Below are 15,611 nucleotides of genomic sequence, written 5' to 3' on the forward strand. Positions count from 1 at the left end.
CGATTCGGCAAACAGGCTAAGCTTGCAATGTAGTTAGTCATTGAGATGGAAGGCAACAAACATGCTGGCAGGGAATTTGCCCCTGAATGTTGATGTCGTCGGCTTCCTGGCACAGAATCCTGTTGGGCCGAGGGGTGCGGACTTTGGTAAGGCATCACCGATCGGCCTGCTCATTATTGTGTTGTTGCTGGTCATTATTCTGTTGATCGGCTGGGATCTCACGCGCCGATTGAAGCGCATGCGTGCTCGCCGTGCCTTTGCAGAAGAACACGGTATGGATCCGTTTGATGTCGCTGCGATCGACAAAGCCATGGCAGCCCATCCCGAATTGCGGGATCAGTAGCCCATAGTTTAGAATCGCGACCATGCGTAACTGGCGATTTTATTTTCACGGGGCTCCGGTAGTGACCTCGTGATGTAATCGACCCATTTCGCACACCGGAGCCAAGGCAGCAGCCCCCACCAGGGCAGCTGCCTTTTGTCGTATCCGGTGGCTTTGCCGGGGCGGCATCCAAGCTCAGGTGGAAGTCGGACACACAACCTGAATTGCACTTCACACACCAACTTTGAAAGAGGATCTCCATGACGCCCCCAACTTCCCTCGAAAGCCCAGCCTCGACATCAAATCGTCGGGTAGTTGCATTCCACGATCTGCCGTCGCCTCGCTCCCTGCTGAGCGACGTGCCAATGAATGATGAATTAGAAGCGATGGTCGAGGAGTCCCGTCGCAAGATCGCTGACGTAATTGCTCGGGAAGATGACCGCCTACTGGTCGTCGTGGGACCATGCTCTGTGCACGATCCAGAGGCTGCGCTGGACTACGCACGTCGACTGAAGAAGCTGTCCGACTCACTGTCGGATGACTTGCTGATTGTTATGCGCGTCTACTTTGAAAAGCCACGCACCACGGTCGGCTGGAAGGGTCTGATTAACGACCCTGATCTGGATAGCTCGTACCACATCACCAAGGGCTTGACGATGGCGCGGAAGCTGCTCATCGACATCCTCAATGTGGGATTGCCTGTTGGTGCAGAGTTCCTTGAACCAAACAGCCCGCAGTACATCGCAGATGCAGTGTCGTGGGGAGCGATTGGTGCTCGGACCACGGAATCACAGGTACACCGCCAGTTGGCATCGGGCATGTCCATGCCAATCGGCTTCAAGAACGGCACGGACGGCAATGTCCAGGTCGCAGTGGACTCTTTGGTGTCTGCAGCGAACCCGCACTTCTTCTTTGGCATGAATGACGACGGCGGTGCAGCTGTCGTAGAAACCGCTGGCAATCAGAATTGCCACATCATTCTGCGTGGTGGCACCAACGGCCCGAACTGGGATGCTGACTCAGTCGCGGATGCGCGCCAGCGTTTGGATAAGGCAGGACGTCCACACAGCATCATGGTCGATGCGTCGCACGCAAATTCCGGAAAGTCGGAGATCCGACAGGCAGAAGTTGTTAGCGAGTTGGCATCGATTATCGCGCGCGGTGACAAGTCCATCACCGGCTTGATGATGGAGTCCTTCTTGGTTGCGGGCGCTCAGAAAATTACCAACGGCCACGAAGGATTGATGTACGGTCAGTCCGTCACTGACGCCTGCATGGGCTGGGATGTTACTGAGAACCTGCTCCAGGAACTCGCTGAAGCGGTTCGTACCCGACGTGGGTAAGACGCTCCTGCGACGCGGATAAAGGCCCGTGGATCAACAGCCCTGATCGTCCAACAGCTAAAGTTGTTAGTGTGAAGCCCATTGAATTGTCACGACTCCGACGGCTCGCGTACCCGATTTATGAGCATCGGCTAGCTCGCGAGCTCGTCGGCAAGCCACGCCCTCAGCATGTTGCGGTCATGGCGGATGGCAATCGTCGATGGGCAAGGGAAGCGGGATTCACGGATGTCTCTCATGGGCATCGCGTGGGGGCGCGCAAGATCGCGGAGTTTGTGGGCTGGTGCGCGGAGCAAGACATTGACTTGGTCACCATTTACTTGTTGTCCACGGAGAATTTGAACCGTGAGCCAGACGAGCTGACGTTGCTCTTCGACATCATCGGAGATGTTGTGGATGAGCTCGCCGAATCCACCAAGAATGTTCGGCTGCGCATGGTGGGGCACTTGGAGTTGCTTCCAGAGGAGATGGCGCAGCGCTTGCGTCACGACGAAGAATTGACGAAAAGCAACACCGGCGTCATGGTCAATATTGCGGTGGGCTACGGCGGACGTCAGGAAATTATCGATGCGGTGCGGACGATTGTCAGCAACGGCGTCGACGAGGGCATTCCGGCAGAAAAACTGGCGGAGCTGGTGACGATGGACTCCGTCGAAAAGCATTTGTACACCTCTGGCCAGCCGGATCCGGATTTGGTGATCCGAACGTCAGGCGAGCAGCGGCTCAGTGGGTTCTTGCTGTGGCAGTCGGCGTATTCGGAGATCTGGTTCACTGATACCTACTGGCCAGAATTCCGGCGTATTGACTTCATGCGTGCGTTGCGTGATTTTTCTCAACGTAACAGGCGATTTGGCAAGTAAGCAGGCACAATAGTGGTAGCGCTAGCCAGCAACCTAGGACGCGCTCGAAACTACTGCGCGAAGATCCTGGGGTGAGCAAGAAGAGGTATCGACGTGGCAACGGCAACCCCCATCATCGCTTTCGAATCAAAGTACGGCACTACCCGTCGCTACGCAGAAGCCCTTGCGGCTCGAGTTGGTGGCACGGCGGAGGAGTGCAAGAGTATTGACGATTCCGCATTTGCCGATCCCGCTAGGCCACTGATTGTTTTGTCGCCCTGCTACGCCAGTAAGTATGCGGGTGTGAAGTTCATCAAGGACCGCGCAAAGAAGTCACTTCTCGACGGCCGCCGGGTAGCAGCAGTTTCCGTGGGTATGACTTTGGTGGAAGAAGCTCGTGAACAGGATATTTTGAGCGAGCAGTTGGAGGATATCCCAGCGGAGATCACTACGTTCTATGTGCCAGGTAGGTTGAACTACTCGGAGTTGTCGTTCATCGACCGGAATGTCATGAAGATGATGATCTCGATGTTGAAAAAGAAGGCAGAGCCGTCGCTAAACGAGCAGGCAATGATCGAGTCGTACGGTTCAGATAACAACCTGTATAACGAGGCCGAGTTGGATGCCATCGTTGAATGGTTGAGCACAAACCAGTAATCCTCAGTTGATGCGCTACAGCTTGCGCATTCGAACCTTGCTGACGGTGTGGTCCGCAGACTTCGTCATTACCAGCGATGCACGAACGCGAGTCGGCAGAATATTCTCCATGAGGTTTGGCAAGTTGACTTGCTGCCAGATGCGACGTGCTTCCTTGGCAGCGGAGTCGTCGTCAAGTCCTGCGTAGTTGGAGAAGTGCGCACCCGGAGCACGGAACGCGGTGTGGCGCAGGCGCAGGAAGCGTTCGATGTACCAGCGCTCAATGTCAGCACGGCTGGCATCGACGTAGACGGAGAAGTCGAAGAGATCGGAAATCATCAGCATCGGGCCGGTCTGCAAAACATTCAGACCTTCGATAATGAGAATGTCTGGTTGGTCGACAATCTCGTACTGATCAGGCACCCGGTCATAGAGAGTGTGTGAATACACCGGCGCCTTCACATTGCGAGCCCCTGACTTTACCGACGCGACAAAACGCATCAGCGCACGCTGATCATAGGATTCGGGGAAACCCTTGCGGTGCATGATCCCGCGTCGATTGAGCTCCGCTGATGGATAAAGAAAGCCATCAGTAGTGACGAGGTCCACCCGTGGATTGGTATCCCACCGCTCGAGCAGTACTTGCAATAGACGCGCAGTGGTGGACTTGCCCACAGCCACCGAACCAGCGACACCAATGATGAACGGCACTCCCTGGTACTGCTCGCCCAAGAACGTTGACGTTGTCTTGTTTAACTCGCGATGAGCCTGAACCCGCAGGTGAATCAAACGGGACAACGGCAGGTAGACTTCGGCTACTTCATCAAGGTCGATGTTCTCGCCAATGCCGGACAGGCGCACGGCTTCATCAGCGGTCAACACCTGGGGCATGGATTGACGAAGCGTGCGCCATTGCTGCCTGTCGAATTCGATGTACGGGCTTGGAGCTTGGGCGCGCGTCATAACTCCATTGTGCCAATGTGACTTCCATCGCGTTCTCACGGGTCTGTTTTACAGGGCACATGCGGCTGCCACGGTTGCACAGCGAACTCGATAGATCGACCATAGGATCAGCAATCATGATCGAAGTGTTTAAGGCGTTTCTCATCCTCGGATTGACCTCTTTCGGCGGACCCGTCGCCCATTTGGGGTATTTCCGTGAAGAGTTCGTCGTCAAGCGCAAGTGGCTCACCGATGCGGAATACGCAGACACTGTTGCGCTCTGTCAGTTTTTGCCAGGCCCCGCATCGTCCCAGGTAGGCATGGCATTGGGGTGGCGTCGCGCCGGGCTGCCTGGCATGCTTGCTGCGTTCGTTGCGTTCACTGCGCCGTCGGCAATCGCCTTAGGAGTGGCTGCGTGGGCAATTGCGACCGCAGGTTCGAGCATTGACCTCACTGCTCCGATTGCTGGTCTCAAGGCTGCTGCCGTGGCAGTTGTCGCCATCGCCTTGTGGGGCATGGCGAAGAACTTGACGACGACGCGCGTCACCACCGCGATCGCACTTCTCGCGTTGGCCGTCGTCTTGCTTGCCCCAGCTGGAATGGGGGTGTGGGCACAGATTGCTGCAATCGTCGTAGGTGGCTTGGTTGGCTGGCTAACGATTCGCGGTGATCGTAGTGATCGTAGTGATCGTAGTGATGAGGGCAACGAGAAGGTCGTCGTAGACGAAAGCAGTGTCCGAACAATTCCGTACTCGTTGCCACGGTGGGCACAGGCGCTAGCAGCTACCGTCTTCGTCGTAGGTTTGTTGGGCGCCATGACCTGGTGGGCAGGGACATGGAACGGTATCGCAGCTGGTTGGGATACCTACTTCCGCGCCGGTGCGCTCGTCTTCGGCGGTGGCCATGTGGTATTGCCACTGCTCGAATCTGGTCTGGTGCCTGAACACCTCGACGCTGACCACTTCCTCGCAGGCTATGGCCTCGCTCAGGCAGTGCCGGGTCCGCTATTTACTTTCGCTTCATACCTAGGCGTGTCGACGAACGGAGCCCTCGGAAGTCTTATCGCCACCCTGGCCATCTTTCTTCCCTCGATGCTGTTATTGCTCGCAGTATTGCCGTTGTGGTCAAAGGTGGCAGCGTTGTCGTCCGCTCGTGGAATGGTAGCGGGAGCGAACGCAGCAGTAGTGGGAATCTTGGGAGCTGCGTTCTACGACCCAGTGTGGACTCACGGTGTGGTGAGCCCGGGGACGTTCGTCGTCACGTGTTTAGCACTTGTGGCGCTGACGAAATTCAAGGTGCCTGCGTGGGCAGTTGTGCTGGGTGCCGGTGCCCTTGGCCGGATCGTGTTTTAGCTCTGGCCGGGGCGGGAGGCTAGCATGGGGAGTGAAATCGACGCTTCTCTGAAAGGTTTATGGCCTACTCATGACCGGTACCCCAAATGAGGATGTCCGTTACCAGTCGCTATCCGAGCTGGACCCGGATGTCGCTACGGCAATGGCTGGAGAGCTGGCACGCCAGCGCGACACCCTCGAAATGATTGCTAGTGAGAACTTTGTGCCACGCGCTGTCCTGCAGGCACAGGGTTCTGTACTGACGAACAAGTACGCAGAAGGCTACCCAGGACGTCGTTACTACGGTGGCTGTGAAAACGTAGACGTTGTTGAAGACCTGGCACGTGACCGCGCTAAGGAACTGTTTGGCGCAGAGTTCGCAAACGTTCAGCCACACGCCGGTGCGCAGGCAAATGCTGCAGTTCTGCATGCACTGATCAACGCTGGTGACAAGATCATGGGCCTCGACTTGGCACATGGTGGTCACCTGACTCACGGCATGAAGCTAAATTTCTCTGGCAAGCTGTACCACGTTGCTGCATATGGTGTTGATCCAGAGACCATGCGCATCGACATGGACAAGGTTCGCGAGCAAGCTCTGGCAGAGAAGCCAGATGTCTTGATCGCTGGCTGGTCTGCATACCCTCGTCACCTCGACTTTGAAGCGTTCCGTTCTATTGCGGACGAGGTTGGCGCAAAGCTGTGGACTGACATGGCACACTTCGCTGGTCTGGTTGCCGCTGGTCTGCACCCAAGCCCAGTTCCTTACTCCGACGTTGTGTCCACCACCGTCCACAAGACTTTGGGTGGTCCACGTTCCGGCATGATCCTGTCTAAGCAGGACTACGCGAAGAAGCTGAACTCTGCTGTTTTCCCAGGACAGCAGGGTGGTCCGCTGATGCACGCAATTGCGGCGAAGGCTGTTGCTCTGAAGATCGCAGGAACCGAACAGTTCAAGGAGCGCCAGGAGCGCACTCTGACCGGCGCACGTCTGCTGGCCGAGCGTCTGACTGCACAGGATTGCAAGGATGCAGGCGTCGATGTCCTGACCGGTGGCACCGACGTGCACCTGGTTTTGGCTGACCTGCGCAACTCTGACATGAATGGTCAGGAAGCAGAGGACCTGCTGCACGAGGTCGGCATCACCGTTAACCGTAACGCTGTTCCATTCGACCCACGCCCACCAATGGTGACCTCCGGCCTGCGTATTGGTACGCCAGCGCTAGCTACCCGTGGTTTGGATGAGAAGGCATTCGAAGAGGTTGCCGACATCATCGGTACCGCTTTGGCTGCTGGTAAGAACGCTGATACCGAGGCGCTGCGTGCTCGCGTGGCTAAGATCGCAGCTGACTTCCCACTGTACGAAGGCCTTGAGGACTGGACGATTCTGTAAGCCATTTCTCTGGCTAGAGTAGCTAGTTTTCTCACCCGCTACGGTGCGCTTTGTGCGTGCTGTAGCGGGTTTTCGTATGTCTCAATGCTCGCTACTGTGTAGCCCCTTTAGAGGTAAGGATGAGTCCTTAGGTTCGCTGCAAAAGCGAACTAGCGATGGTCAATATGTAGTAGTCGCCGGCCAGATCGTGCGGACCATCCGAGCCTCTCGGCACTACATCTTGTGCTCAGCTTGTTTTCAGATTCCATAAGTTGTGTCTATGTCATCTACTGGTTGACTTACAAACTTGTCATTTCAGGGCTAGCGTCAGTCAATATGACGGGTTTTGTGGATTCCATCGGAAGCGTTGACGAGTATTTGCAGAAGAGCGATTGGCGCGTCAACGCAAACGCTAATCAAGACTTTTCCTACGGTGGCCTAGTGCTTAATGTTGCCGGAAAAGTCATTGCAAATTACTGGCTCGGAACAGTATTTTCCGACGCTGCCGCCCAAGCTCATCGCACCGGTGCCATTCATATTCATGACCTCGACGTACTCGGTGGCTACTGCGCTGGATGGTCGCTTCGGCAACTACTCGAGCAAGGCTTCGGCGACGTTCCCAACACTGTCAGCTCAGCACCTCCACGACATATGTCGTCGGCATGTGGGCAGATCGTAAACTTCCTGGGCACGCTCCAGAATGAATGGGCGGGAGCACAAGCGTTCAGCTCCTTCGACACGTACATGGCACCGTTCGTGCGACTCGATTCGATGACCTACGAGCAGGTGTATCAATGCCTGCAGGAAATGGTCTTCTCTTTGAATGCATCCAGCAGGTGGGGATCACAAACGCCGTTTACAAACCTCACCTTCGACATCACCTGCCCAGCTGACATTGCCAATGATGTGCCGTTCATCGGCGACGAAGTCTGCGACTTCACCTATGGCGAGCTCAGCGAAGAAATGGCACTTATCAACCGAGCTTTCGTAGCGGTCATGACTGCTGGTGACTTGGATGGGAGGGTTTTCACTTTCCCCATCCCGACCTACAACATCACCCATGACTTCGACTGGGACAGCGAATTGTCGGACGCGATTTTCGATATGACCGCCAAGTATGGCCTGCCGTACTTCCAGAATTTCTTGAACTCGGACCTCGAACCCGGCCAAATCCGCTCCATGTGCTGCCGCTTGCAACTGGACCTGCGCGAACTGGAGAAGCGGGGGAACGGCTTGTTCGGTTCAGCTGAGCAAACTGGCTCGATTGGTGTCGTTACCGTGAACCTCGCCCGACTTGGCTACCTCCATGCGGGCGACTGGGACGGACTCATTGCAGAACTGGATCATCTCGTGGACATTGGCGTTGACACTTTGGAACGACGTCGCAAAGCCGTCGCAAAGTTCATGGAGCTTGGCCTTTACCCGTACACCCAGCGGTGGTTGGAGACATTGGACAATCATTTCTCCACGATTGGTGTCAATGGTGGCAACGAAATGGTACGAAACTTTACGACGGACACCGCCGATCTAGCCACACCGCACGGGCACGATATGGCGGTCGCAGTGCTTGATCATGTGCGCGCGAAACTCGTAGAGGCTCAGGAAAAGACGGGACATCTATACAACCTAGAGGCGACCCCAGCGGAGGGAGCTACCTACCGATTCGCGAAGGAAGATCGGAAGCGGTATCCAGAGATTCTGCAGGCAGGAACGGTCGACAACCCGTATTACACTAACTCAACCCAGCTGCCAGTTGACATGACAGAGGATCCGTTCGAAGCGCTTGATGCTCAGGATGAACTGCAGACGAAATACACGGGCGGCACGGTCATGCACCTGTACATGGGATCAGCAGTCAGTGACGGGCAGGCGTGCAAGAAGCTGGTACGTCGCGCATTGGAGACTCATCGACTGCCGTATCTCACCGTCACGCCAACGTTTTCGATCTGCCCAGCACACGGCTATCTCTCCGGCGAACATTGGCAATGCCCGCACTGCGGGGAACGTGCTGAAGTCTGGACGCGCGTGATGGGATACTTCCGGCCAGTTTCCAGTTTCAATATCGGCAAAACTGGCGAGTACCACGAGCGCACACCTTTTACGGAGCGTGTGTCCACACATGCGCAAGCGTCTTAGTGCGTCGGACGGTGTCGAGTTGGCTCCAAACGTCACTTCGGCGAGACACGTTGTCCCATTGAGAAACGCTGATTCTATTCCCATCGCCGGGCTTGTTCACTTCTCGACGGCCGACTGGCCAGGCATGCTCGTCGCCACGGTGTTTACACAGGGGTGTTCATGGAGATGCCCGTATTGCCACAATCCACAATTGCAGGATGTGCGTCGGGGTGGCGCGATGGCGTGGAGTGATGTGATGGAGTTTCTGAAGTCTCGCGAGAGTTTGCTTGATGGCGTGGTGTTTTCTGGAGGAGAGCCGACTCGACATCGAGGTTTGGAGAGCGCCATGGCCGAAGTGAAGGAGTTCGGTTTTGCAGTCGGGCTGCATACGAATGGCATGTACCCAGGACGGCTGCGCTCTGTTGTGGGAGCGGGTGTCGTGGATTGGGTCGGTTTAGACATCAAGGCTGGCCGAGAGGCCTATGACGTTGCGATTGGTCGTCCCGAGTGCGATTCGAATGATTCTGCCGAGAATAACCCTGGTTCTGATCTGCATCGTCGCCGCAGTGCTGCCGATGTCGTGTGGCAGAGCGTAGATCTTGTGCAGGAATGGGTCACCAACGCGCCGGGCTGTGACTTTGAAGTACGTACCACGCTTTACGACGACTACCGCATCGGAGTATCGCTCCCATCCCTGGCGAAGGAACTAGCCGAGCGGGGAATCGGTGTCGTTGGTGGAGAAGGCGGAGCTGAAGGCGCTGGTAGCTGGGTGCTTCAGCGGGTGCGAGAGCAAGGCACGACAGCAGAGTTCCGTGATTTTACTTCGGTGGGGCCACACGTGAACTGGGACGACGTCATCGCCGAGGTACACCAGATCTGTCCTACAGTCACGGTTCGGTAGTGATGATTCGGTAGGAAAAGGTCGAGGATGAGCTCTAAACCCAGGCATTGATGCCAATCGACCCATTTTGGAAAAACGGCGTGCACACGTGAAAAACACTGGTTAAAGCATGTGCATAAGTGCGAACAGTGGGAGGAAAGTAGAGCTACACAGCGTGTTTTTCGGCCGAGGTCCTACCCACGAAGCCCCTGCTTGGCTAGCGCATCGCCCGTCAACCGGTAGGTATCCCACCCGGACATAGGGAAAGCTCCGAGAGAGTCATAGAAATCGATCGCAGGCTGGTTCCACTTCAATACGCACCATTCGACGCGGGAGTAACCACGATCGACGGCAGTCTTGGCGAGTTCCTGCAGAAGCGCCTTGCCCAACCCAGAACCGCGGCTCGACGGGCGGACGTACAAGTCTTCCAGGTAGATACCGTGGGTGCCTTCCCACGTGGAGTAGTTCAGGAACCACAATGCGAAACCATCGACGCGGTGGTCATCACTGCTGGAATCGGCTACGAAGGCGAAAATCGCAGGATTCTCGCCAAAGAGTTGCTCACGAAGACGCTCCGAGGTGAGTTTCACAGCGTCTGGTTCCTTTTCATACACCGCAAGCTCGGTGATCAGGTCGACGATCTCGGGAACGTCACCTTCGACAGCAGGACGGATTCGGCCAACAGGAGAGCCGTGAACAGGAGAGTCATGTGAGGAAGCTGAAGTCATAAGTCCTAGTCTTCGGAGTTAATTACTGATTTGCGGTGAAAGCACAACGATCAACAGCGTCGAATATTACTGTCATGAGCATGAACGCTGTGCTTACAGATTTTACTGATGGTCTCATGACCATTACCTTGAACCGCCCAGACGCTTTTAACTCTATTAATCAAGAGCTGCGAACCGAACTTCGCGACGCTTTTGTCCGTGCAACAGAACCGGATGTGCGAGCAGTTCTTCTGAAGGGCAGCGCGAAGGCTTTCTGCGCTGGTCAGGATTTGAAAGAACACATCACGGATATTCAGACCGGCAACGGCATGGACAAGGTTGTCACCGAGTACAACCCAATGGTGGATGCCCTGGTAGCCATCGATGCGCCAGTCGTGGCAGCGATCGAGGGGGCGACAGCGGGGGCCGGTTGGTCCCTCGCGCTGCATTGTGATTTCCGAATCGCCGGCCCGAAGGCATCATTCAAGGCAGCATTTCCATCCATTAGCTTGGCTCCGGATTGTGGCATGTCCGCGATTCTGGCTCGAATCGTGGGGGATGCGAAGGCTCGCGAAATCCTCATGCTTGATCCGAAGATCACTGCTGACGAGGCCAAGGAACTGGGTCTGGTTACCACCGTCGTCGACAACCCAGTGGAAGCAGCCGAGGACATGGCGCGAAAGCTCGCCTCCGGCCCGACGCTGGCCTACCGAGAGATCAAGGCTTTGCTGCGCCGCGAAATGGGCAAGCAAGTCTCCGATGCTGCAGAAGCAGAAGCAGGAGCGCAGGCCCGACTGGCTCAGTCCGCTGATCACCATGAGGCTGTATCGGCGTTCGTCGAAAAGCGAACACCTACGTTCCGCGGAAAGTAGCTGTATCAACTACCGCTCACGGCCAGGTATATCCTCTAGGGAGGAAAGGCGTGAGTGAGTGACGGTAAATAACTTCAAGAAGATGGTGTTTTCGGCCATTGGCCTGGTCTTTATGGCTCTCGGAATCACCACCGCAACAATGTCAGGGCTGGGGACCACGCCAATCTCAGCACCAGTGTGGGTAGCAACGCTCGCCGGTGGACTGAGTTTCGGTGGCTGGACTCTGGCCCTGAACGCACTGCTCTTTCTTCTGCAGCTCGTTCTTCTGCGTGGCAATTTCCCCGCATCAAGTTGGTGGCAGTTGCCAGCAATGCTTGTATTCAGTGCCGCCCTTGATATGTGGGTGTGGATTCTCGGCGAAATTCATTTCACCGAATACTGGCAGCAGTTTGTCCAGCTCATCCTCGGGCTTGTCATTCTTGGTATCGGCATTGCCATTGAAGTATCACCGAACTTCCTTTTTGTACCCGGCGAAGGGCTCGTTGCGACGATCGCCCTGCTACTAAAGAAGCCGTTTCATAAGGTCAAAATTGCCAATGACATCACGCTGGTGACCATCGCGCTCATCATGTCGTTTGTATTCTTCGGTGAAGTGCGGGGCTTGCGCGAGGGAACAGCAATCGCAGCGGTGTTGACCGGTGTTGTGGTTGGTGCGGTGGCACCAACCGTCGATAAGGCGTTGGGTAAATTGTTGGCTATTCGATCGTGACCAGCATGGCATCGCCAGAATGGGCAGTGTCGGCATAAAACTTTGCAAGCTGGGCAAAGCGGGTGCGAACAGTGTCGGCACTGTCTGAACCTGTCCCGTTCTCCTCAATGCGAGTGTCAATGTCGATCGTGGACAGTGTCTCCGCGATGACCTTCACTCGATCAGCATCAATGACTGACGACAGGGGATCACGGCACACACGATCCGCGCCCAAGATCGCTTCGCCCAAGGGATCGCCGAGTGCCTGACCGTCTAGCGGCTTGCCAGTCAGCGCCATGAGCAAGGATTCCCAATCAGTGTCAATATCGAGGGCATCGTCGTCGGCAATGTTTTCGAAATGGCGCAGAATGATCGACTTCGCTTCGGCACCGACAAGTCCGGCCGTGCCACCTTCACGTGTTGCAGCAGGGGCAGAAATATCCTGCAAGTGAGCGACGTCGCTTTCTGATAGTCGCAAATACTCTGCACACATTCCCATTGGCACGATAGTTCCCCTTCGTCGAGTGAGCTTTCACACCACTTTAGTGGTCAATCTTGGTTCGCGAATCGCTAATGTTCGAGGGCGCTTTTCATAAGCCTTCGTAGCCCTGGCGAGCTCATTCGCGTTTCACAATCACGAGCGCAGGATGCGTTCGAGCTTCTTGCCTTTGGCGAGTTCGTCGACAAGCTTGTCCATGTACCGAATATTCCGCATGACCGGATCCTCGACTTCCTGCACCTTCACACCACACACCGAGCCCGTAATCAGATCTGTGTTGGGGTTCATCTGCGGAGCCTGTGCGAAAAAATCCTCCAGCGTCCGCTTGTCGACGATCGCTTCTTGCAACCCAGTCTGGTCGTATCCGGTGAGCCAGGAAATGACGGTGTCGAGTTCTTCTTGAGTACGGTCTTTGCGCTCGATCTTGGCGAGATAGAGCGGGTAGATGTCCGCAAAGGGGACGCTGAAAATGCGATGGGGAGCCATGTCGTCGACAATACTTGCGTACTGTCGATGTCATGGCTCCCCACATGCCTGCAAACAAACAGTGTATAGCCGTAGTTCGCTGACCAGGCGAACTAACGTGAATCTGCGATGCTAGGAGGCATCACCTTTAGCGATACGACGCGAGATGATTTCCTTCATAATCTCGTTCGTACCGCCGTAGATCGTCTGCACCTTCGTGTCGAGGTAGTGCGTGGCGATTGGGTACTCCATCATGAAGCCGTAGCCACCGAACAGCTGAACACAGCGAGTAACGATGTCCTGCTGCTCCTCAGTGGTCCAGAACTTTGCCATCGATGCTGCGGTTTCGTCTAGCTTGCCCTCGTTGTGCTGCATGACGCACTGATCCACGAAAGCCTGCAGTGCAGTAATGCGAGTAGCAATGTCTGCGAGGTAGTGGCCGTGAACCTGATGATCGACGAGGCGACGTCCGAAGGTCTCGCGCTCCTTGGCGTAGTTGTAGGCCAGGGTCCACGCGCGTCGAGAAGTAGCAACCGAACCACAGGCAAGGGTGAGACGTTCGTGAGCGAGATTGGTGCGGAGGTAACCGAAAGCTGCGCCTTCTTCGCCGACGAGGTTCTCTGCTGGAACACGGACATTATCGAAGTTGAGCTCTGCAGTGTCCTGAGCCTTCAGGCCAACCTTCTTCAGAGGGCCGTTCTTGGTGTAGCCCTCAAGATCTGAATCAACCACGAACATGGAGACACCAGCGCGACCCTTGGATGGGTCGGTGACCGCTGCGACGAGTGCGAAGTCGGACAGCATGCCATTAGAAATGAAGGTCTTCGAACCGTTAAGAATGTAGTGGTCGCCGTCCTTCTTAGCGAAGGTGCGCATACCTGCGAGATCAGAACCCGCACCAGGTTCGGTCATAGCGAGGCAACCGATGAGATCACCGGCGTTCATGCCAGCGAGGTACTTCTGCTTGAGCTCCTCGGAGGCGAACTTGGCCAAGTACGGTGCACAGAGGTCGTTCAACGTGCCGAAAGAAACAACGATCGAACCAGAATCTGCCTGGGTCAGCTCCTCGTTGAGGATTTGGTTGTAACGGAAATCCATCGTTCCGCCGCCGCCATATTCCTCCGGCGTGGACATGCCAATCAGACCAAGTTCGCCAGCCTTCTTAAAGAGCTCGCGATCTGGCATGCCCTGATCGTGCCAACGCTCAACATTCGGTGCGATTTCCTTCTCGACGAAACCACGGACCATATCGCGGAACATGTCGTGTTCTTCTTCGAAGTGGGTGCGGGCGAGGAAGTCCTTCATCGCAATCTCCTTGGTATGTAATGCGGTTCAATGCCTTAACAGGTTTGTAGCGAAAAAATATCGCTAGAAATAGACATTGTGAGTATGTCCCCATTATGCCGATTAATGTGTCCGGCGCCACATTCTTGCGAATGTTACCCCCAAATTTGACAAACGTGAGACTCGCATCACGATTTTCGGCCTGGGTTAGCGTGCGCTACCCCCGATGGTGGAAGTTAGGTCTACCTAATAGATGCTCGAGTCGACCTGGGATTTTGTCGACATGGGGTTGCGTTCGGAAGGTGGTGAATGGGGGTGATTTACGAAAGGATTTCGTTTCGTTATTCACAACTGTCCTGGTCAATGGCTAATGTAAAAGGCAGTGGTTAGGCCATGCCAGTCACATAGCAACCTCCAATTGCACTCGAAACGCTAAAGGCGACACATCCCTTGGAACAGGATGTGTCGCCTTTAGTCTTTGAACTACTACTCGCCGCGGGAGCTAATGAATGTCCGGAGCATCGAATTGACGATATCCGGTTGTTCAACATTGACCAGGTGCTTTGCAGGTGAAATCGTCACCATCTGAGAACCGGAAATGCCGTGATGCAGCTCCTGTACCACGGACAATGCGGTCGATGTGTCCTGCTCGCCAGCCATGACAAGCGTTGGCAGTTCAATCTGTGCCAGCACCTTGCGCGAGTCGAACTCCGCCAAGGCGTGGCAACAGCCAACGTATCCAGTATCCTGTGTGTCGCAAATTCCCTGCGCATATGTATCGGGAACCTGAGGGGACGTACGGAAATAATCCTCCGTAAACCAGTTTTGCACCACAGTCTCTGCGAGAGCCTTCGTGCCGTGTTCCTTGACAAGCGCTGCCTTGTCCAGCCATGCCTGCTTGGTGCCGAACTTCGCAGCCGTCGACATCAACGTCAGCGACTCCAGGCGATCCGCATGCTTCAGCGCAAGCATCTGTGCGACCGCTCCGCCCAATGACAGGCCAACAACATGGGCTTTGTCGACCCGCACGGTATCGAGAAGCTTGACGACGTCATCGGCAAGCAGTTCCACCGAGTACTCACCTTCCGGAGCGGGGGATTCGCCATGTCCTCGCAGGTCGACAGCGATGACCGCGAAGTCATTGGCCAACGCATCGACCTGGGCTTGCCACATCTCGCGAGTCGCGCCGAGAGAACCAAGAAGCACGATGGTGTCAGCGTGAGGCGTGGAATTCAGGCTCAGCGCAGGGTCGACGTGGGTGGGGCCGGTGATGTCGTAGGCAAGATCAACAGTGGTGAGGTCGGACATGGGGGGACTCC

General features: G+C 55.7%; 16 protein-coding genes. 10 read left to right on the forward strand and 6 right to left on the reverse strand.

Going from position 1 to position 15,611, the window contains the following annotated elements:
* Positions 1-61 precede the first annotated feature (61 nt).
* From WG938_RS07585 to WG938_RS07600, 4 genes are all read left to right on the forward strand, one after another.
* Positions 62-343 (forward strand): hypothetical protein, encoded by a 282-nt coding sequence (locus WG938_RS07585; protein WP_339979341.1) that lies wholly within the window; start codon positions 62-64, stop codon positions 341-343.
* A 239-nt stretch (positions 344-582) separates the two neighbouring features.
* Positions 583-1,665 carry a 3-deoxy-7-phosphoheptulonate synthase gene (locus WG938_RS07590; protein ID WP_339979343.1) on the forward strand — a complete coding sequence of 361 codons (1,083 nt, stop codon included), beginning with the start codon at positions 583-585 and terminating at the stop codon, positions 1,663-1,665.
* A 71-nt stretch (positions 1,666-1,736) separates the two neighbouring features.
* The gene (locus WG938_RS07595) at positions 1,737-2,522 is read left to right on the forward strand and encodes an isoprenyl transferase (protein WP_339979345.1); all 786 of its coding nucleotides are present in this window, start codon (positions 1,737-1,739) and stop codon (positions 2,520-2,522) included.
* 93 nt (positions 2,523-2,615) lie between these two features.
* Complete coding sequence (locus WG938_RS07600) at positions 2,616-3,158, forward strand: flavodoxin domain-containing protein (RefSeq protein WP_339979347.1); 543 nt, start codon at positions 2,616-2,618, stop codon at positions 3,156-3,158.
* Between the two features lie 15 nt (positions 3,159-3,173).
* On the opposite strand, the gene coaA is transcribed toward WG938_RS07600, so the two are convergent.
* Positions 3,174-4,100 (reverse strand): type I pantothenate kinase, encoded by a 927-nt coding sequence (gene coaA / locus WG938_RS07605; RefSeq protein ID WP_339979349.1) that lies wholly within the window; start codon positions 4,098-4,100, stop codon positions 3,174-3,176.
* Positions 4,101-4,216: 116 nt separating this feature from the next.
* Between coaA and chrA the strand changes: the two genes are divergently transcribed.
* The 4 genes from chrA to WG938_RS07625 all read left to right on the forward strand — a co-directional run bounded on the left by chrA (position 4,217) and on the right by WG938_RS07625 (position 9,798).
* On the forward strand, positions 4,217-5,431 hold the full coding sequence (gene chrA / locus WG938_RS07610; RefSeq protein ID WP_339979351.1) for a chromate efflux transporter: 1,215 nt from the start codon (positions 4,217-4,219) through the stop codon (positions 5,429-5,431).
* Between the two features lie 70 nt (positions 5,432-5,501).
* Entirely contained in the window at positions 5,502-6,803 is a 1,302-nt protein-coding gene (gene glyA / locus WG938_RS07615) for a serine hydroxymethyltransferase (protein WP_339979354.1), read from the forward strand.
* Between the two features lie 315 nt (positions 6,804-7,118).
* A complete protein-coding gene (locus WG938_RS07620) occupies positions 7,119-8,918 on the forward strand; it encodes a ribonucleoside triphosphate reductase (protein ID WP_339979357.1) in 1,800 nt (599 codons plus the stop codon).
* The gene (locus tag WG938_RS07625) at positions 8,902-9,798 is read left to right on the forward strand and encodes an anaerobic ribonucleoside-triphosphate reductase activating protein (RefSeq protein ID WP_339979359.1); all 897 of its coding nucleotides are present in this window, start codon (positions 8,902-8,904) and stop codon (positions 9,796-9,798) included. Before WG938_RS07620 ends, WG938_RS07625 begins: the two co-directional genes overlap by 17 nt.
* Positions 9,799-9,971: 173 nt before the next feature.
* Here WG938_RS07625 and WG938_RS07630 read toward each other — a convergent pair whose 3' ends face one another.
* Positions 9,972-10,505, reverse strand: a complete 534-nt coding sequence (locus WG938_RS07630; RefSeq protein ID WP_339979361.1) for a GNAT family N-acetyltransferase — start codon at positions 10,503-10,505, stop codon at positions 9,972-9,974.
* A 74-nt stretch (positions 10,506-10,579) separates the two neighbouring features.
* Between WG938_RS07630 and WG938_RS07635 the strand changes: the two genes are divergently transcribed.
* Both WG938_RS07635 and WG938_RS07640 read left to right on the forward strand, forming a co-directional pair.
* On the forward strand, positions 10,580-11,356 hold the full coding sequence (locus WG938_RS07635; protein ID WP_339979363.1) for an enoyl-CoA hydratase/isomerase family protein: 777 nt from the start codon (positions 10,580-10,582) through the stop codon (positions 11,354-11,356).
* A gap of 58 nt (positions 11,357-11,414) precedes the next feature.
* Positions 11,415-12,065 (forward strand): YczE/YyaS/YitT family protein, encoded by a 651-nt coding sequence (locus WG938_RS07640; protein ID WP_339979366.1) that lies wholly within the window; start codon positions 11,415-11,417, stop codon positions 12,063-12,065.
* Here WG938_RS07640 and WG938_RS07645 read toward each other — a convergent pair.
* The 4 genes from WG938_RS07645 to pcaD form a co-directional block, all read right to left on the reverse strand.
* The gene (locus tag WG938_RS07645) at positions 12,052-12,543 is read right to left on the reverse strand and encodes a DUF1877 family protein (protein WP_339979645.1); all 492 of its coding nucleotides are present in this window, start codon (positions 12,541-12,543) and stop codon (positions 12,052-12,054) included. The genes WG938_RS07640 and WG938_RS07645 overlap by 14 nt on opposite strands.
* Before the next feature lie 135 nt (positions 12,544-12,678).
* Complete coding sequence (locus WG938_RS07650; protein ID WP_339979369.1) at positions 12,679-13,029, reverse strand: DUF2200 domain-containing protein; 351 nt, start codon at positions 13,027-13,029, stop codon at positions 12,679-12,681.
* A 111-nt stretch (positions 13,030-13,140) separates the two neighbouring features.
* Positions 13,141-14,313, reverse strand: a complete 1,173-nt coding sequence (locus WG938_RS07655; protein WP_339979371.1) for an acyl-CoA dehydrogenase family protein — start codon at positions 14,311-14,313, stop codon at positions 13,141-13,143.
* 465 nt (positions 14,314-14,778) lie between these two features.
* The gene (gene pcaD, locus WG938_RS07660; protein ID WP_339979373.1) at positions 14,779-15,600 is read right to left on the reverse strand and encodes a 3-oxoadipate enol-lactonase; all 822 of its coding nucleotides are present in this window, start codon (positions 15,598-15,600) and stop codon (positions 14,779-14,781) included.
* Positions 15,601-15,611 lie beyond the last annotated feature (11 nt).

The sequence above is a fragment of the Corynebacterium sp. H113 genome, assembly GCF_037572315.1.
GTDB lineage: Bacteria > Actinomycetota > Actinomycetes > Mycobacteriales > Mycobacteriaceae > Corynebacterium.

What these genes read in the sequence shown, in the direction of transcription:
- WG938_RS07650 (WP_339979369.1), bottom strand. Translation starts at nt 13,029, where the DNA reads ATGGCTCCCCATCGCATTTTCAGCGTCCCCTTTGCGGACATCTACCCG.
- glyA (WP_339979354.1), top strand. Translation starts at nt 5,502, where the DNA reads ATGACCGGTACCCCAAATGAGGATGTCCGTTACCAGTCGCTATCCGAG.
- WG938_RS07630 (WP_339979361.1), bottom strand. Translation starts at nt 10,505, where the DNA reads ATGACTTCAGCTTCCTCACATGACTCTCCTGTTCACGGCTCTCCTGTT.
- WG938_RS07635 (WP_339979363.1), top strand. Translation starts at nt 10,580, where the DNA reads ATGAGCATGAACGCTGTGCTTACAGATTTTACTGATGGTCTCATGACC.
- WG938_RS07585 (WP_339979341.1), top strand. Translation starts at nt 62, where the DNA reads ATGCTGGCAGGGAATTTGCCCCTGAATGTTGATGTCGTCGGCTTCCTG.
- coaA (WP_339979349.1), bottom strand. Translation starts at nt 4,100, where the DNA reads ATGACGCGCGCCCAAGCTCCAAGCCCGTACATCGAATTCGACAGGCAG.
- WG938_RS07590 (WP_339979343.1), top strand. Translation starts at nt 583, where the DNA reads ATGACGCCCCCAACTTCCCTCGAAAGCCCAGCCTCGACATCAAATCGT.
- WG938_RS07645 (WP_339979645.1), bottom strand. Translation starts at nt 12,543, where the DNA reads ATGGGAATGTGTGCAGAGTATTTGCGACTATCAGAAAGCGACGTCGCT.
- chrA (WP_339979351.1), top strand. Translation starts at nt 4,217, where the DNA reads ATGATCGAAGTGTTTAAGGCGTTTCTCATCCTCGGATTGACCTCTTTC.
- WG938_RS07625 (WP_339979359.1), top strand. Translation starts at nt 8,902, where the DNA reads ATGCGCAAGCGTCTTAGTGCGTCGGACGGTGTCGAGTTGGCTCCAAAC.
- pcaD (WP_339979373.1), bottom strand. Translation starts at nt 15,600, where the DNA reads ATGTCCGACCTCACCACTGTTGATCTTGCCTACGACATCACCGGCCCC.
- WG938_RS07620 (WP_339979357.1), top strand. Translation starts at nt 7,119, where the DNA reads ATGACGGGTTTTGTGGATTCCATCGGAAGCGTTGACGAGTATTTGCAG.
- WG938_RS07655 (WP_339979371.1), bottom strand. Translation starts at nt 14,313, where the DNA reads ATGAAGGACTTCCTCGCCCGCACCCACTTCGAAGAAGAACACGACATG.